This window comes from Spiroplasma sp. ChiS (genome assembly GCF_002968355.1).
Taxonomy (GTDB): domain Bacteria; phylum Bacillota_I; class Bacilli_A; order Mycoplasmatales; family Mycoplasmataceae; genus Spiroplasma; species Spiroplasma citri.
Genome location: NZ_PUUH01000036.1, coordinates 1 through 2,713, shown reverse-complemented (window position 1 = coordinate 2,713; position 2,713 = coordinate 1). Strand labels below are relative to the sequence as shown.

Below are 2,713 nucleotides of genomic sequence, written 5' to 3'. Positions count from 1 at the left end.
CTAATCCAACTGTTGGAACAACTATTAGTGAAGAAAATTCAAATTCTAAACCTTATTGATCTAAAAGTTGAAAAATAACACCACCAAATAAAGTAAAAGTAAATAGTGGTAATGTTGATAATATAATTAGTACTCAAGCATCATCTTATTTTAGAAGAAAAGATGAATTTGGTAATACTATTGGTCAAGTTCAAATTGAATATAATAAAATGGGTTCATGTAATATTTGAGATATTTTAAATATGAATAATTTTATTAATCGCCAAATTACCGTATTACCTTTAAACTATACGCAAAAATTAGTTTTTAATCCTTTTACGATACCTGCTATTGGAAAGTTTTTAAATTTTGTTTCGTTTGGTATTCCTTGGGACTGAATTGGTAATTTAACAATTACACAAGATGATAAATGACCTAATTTTCCATGACTTAATGGTTTTATGAGTGCTAATGTTTATAGTTTTTATAATGATGCTTTTTGAGGGTCTAAATCGGCTGCTGCTGGTTATTTACCTTTTGAAATATTTAGAGAACAAGGTAATGATAAAATTGGTGCTTTAATTGGTGCTAATGCTACTAGTTTTAGTTTTACAACTTTATTAACTGATAAATGTAAAGGTACTGTTTTAACTAACGATGATAAACCAACAAGTGAGTTAGTTTATTCAACTTATAATTTAAAACAATTAAATCCTAAAACTAACCGAGTTTATCTAATTAATGAAAAAACAAAAGCAGTTGATGCTCAAACACCAGTTAGTGATAGTGAAAAAGATAATGCTTGCGAATTCTTACAAACACCAGATGGTACTGATTGTAGTTATATAATTGATATGTTTTCAATTCAAGCATTATATAAAGGTAATTTTGAAATTATCTTTTATGCTGATAATCCATATACAAATAATGAAGAAGATTATTTACGCTTATCAGTATGAAGTTTCAGAGGTAAAACAAAAAGTGTTTTAAATAATTATTTACGTGATATGACAACTAATTATAAAACTAGTTTCTTATTACCACACGACTATGAAATACCAACATTTAATTATCCTCAATATGTTCTTCCACCAGCACCATATAACTATAAAGTTTATACCAAAGATATTATGCCCGCTGGTGTAGTGCAAACATTAAAAACTAAAATTACAGCACCAGCAAAGTGTAAAAAAACGGGTAGCCGTATAGTTAATTTATTTTCTGATGAATTTAAGGATGCTTATTATGAGGTTGAAATTGATTTAAGACAAATTGACCCAACAATTCAAAGTATTGAAAAATTTAAAAGTGCTTATAAAACAATAGAAATAAGTAATCTAGGTAATTTACAAGTTGAATGTGGTCCTTGTGCGATAGAATATTTTATTCCTGATAGAAATGTTAATATATTTGGCGGAACTGATGATTGTAGCAATAATTTATTTTCATTAAAAAATATAACTTTAAAAAACATTGGTTTATCACAAACTGATAAAGTTAATTTTGATAATACAATAACTTTATATACAGATAATATAAAAGTAAATGATATTCAAACATTTTCTACTGCTTATACTAACGGCTTAGAAACAGAAAATTATTTTAATATTTATAATACACCAACTAATATTCATGGTGTAAGATTTTTATTACAAATAACAAAATTATATTATACTGATAAAGATAAAATTACAGAAACATATTTACAAGCATATTATACTAATGATGTAAAACTAAAAATTAGGTTTACAAAATCAATATTATCCCTTTTACAGTGTTTTTATATTGATATTTATGAAAAACCGAAGTATTGGGGTAATGTTAAAGATATTGTATTAGATGTTTCTAATCCAAATGTATTAGGTATTAGAAATAAGAAATAAAAATAATAACCCAGTTAAAATTACAATTAAACCAAATTAAAAAAGAGATTATTAAATCTCTTTTTTATTTTTCTTTAACTTTTACATTGCCATCTTTATCAATATCTAAATTAGGTTCTTGTTTCTTGTGTGTCTAAATTTCAACGATAAACTGATTTAAAATAAGTTTCATTATATTTTTGTCAAGGTTTTAATGTTTTGATGGATATTGATTTATAGAAATATCAAAACCGCCATTATATTGTCCAATTTTAATATAATATTTATTTTGTTCATCAAATTTTATTAGTCTTTGTTCTTTTTTGTTTTGAAACTTAACAATTCTTCAATTATCCTTTTCATTACTACGCCATACTACATAATATCATTTATTATCAACTTCATTAAATGGTTTTTCTTGTGGTGCTATTCATACTAAATTTTTTTTAATATTTTCATCAGCTGTATCTATTTTATTCTTTTCTTTTAGTTGTTGTAATTCATCTTCGCTATATTGTTGTGTATTACAAGCAACTAAACTTGTTGTACTTGTTCCTACTAATGTAATTGCACCTATTATACTTAATAATCTTTTCATTGTATGTCTCCTTTTATTTATTAGTTAAATTATATAAAAATATAAATAATAAATAATTGTAAATACCTTTATTACGTGTTTTAAGGGGTATATTAGCAATGAAATATATTAAGTTTAGATTTATATACAAATTATATTGTATTGGTATAATATTATGATATTATTATTTTAGTTAAATAAAAAAGAGAATGACCCGACATCATTCTTATTAGTAATTATATATCAATAAATAATAATTTCAAGTAAGAATGATAAGGTTTTACCTCTTTATTAA

At 24.1% G+C, this 2,713-nt stretch carries 2 protein-coding genes; one reads left to right on the top strand and one right to left on the bottom strand.

What is annotated here, in order from left to right:
• A partial coding sequence (locus C6B38_RS09605; RefSeq protein WP_162475800.1) for a hypothetical protein occupies window positions 1–1,862 on the top strand: 1,862 nt, incomplete at its 5' end.
• A gap of 190 nt (window positions 1,863–2,052) precedes the next feature.
• Here the strand turns inward: C6B38_RS09605 and C6B38_RS02070 are convergent.
• On the bottom strand, window positions 2,053–2,439 hold the full coding sequence (locus C6B38_RS02070) for a lipoprotein (RefSeq protein ID WP_105298463.1): 387 nt from the start codon (window positions 2,437–2,439) through the stop codon (window positions 2,053–2,055).
• Between the last annotated feature and the right edge of the window lie 274 nt (window positions 2,440–2,713).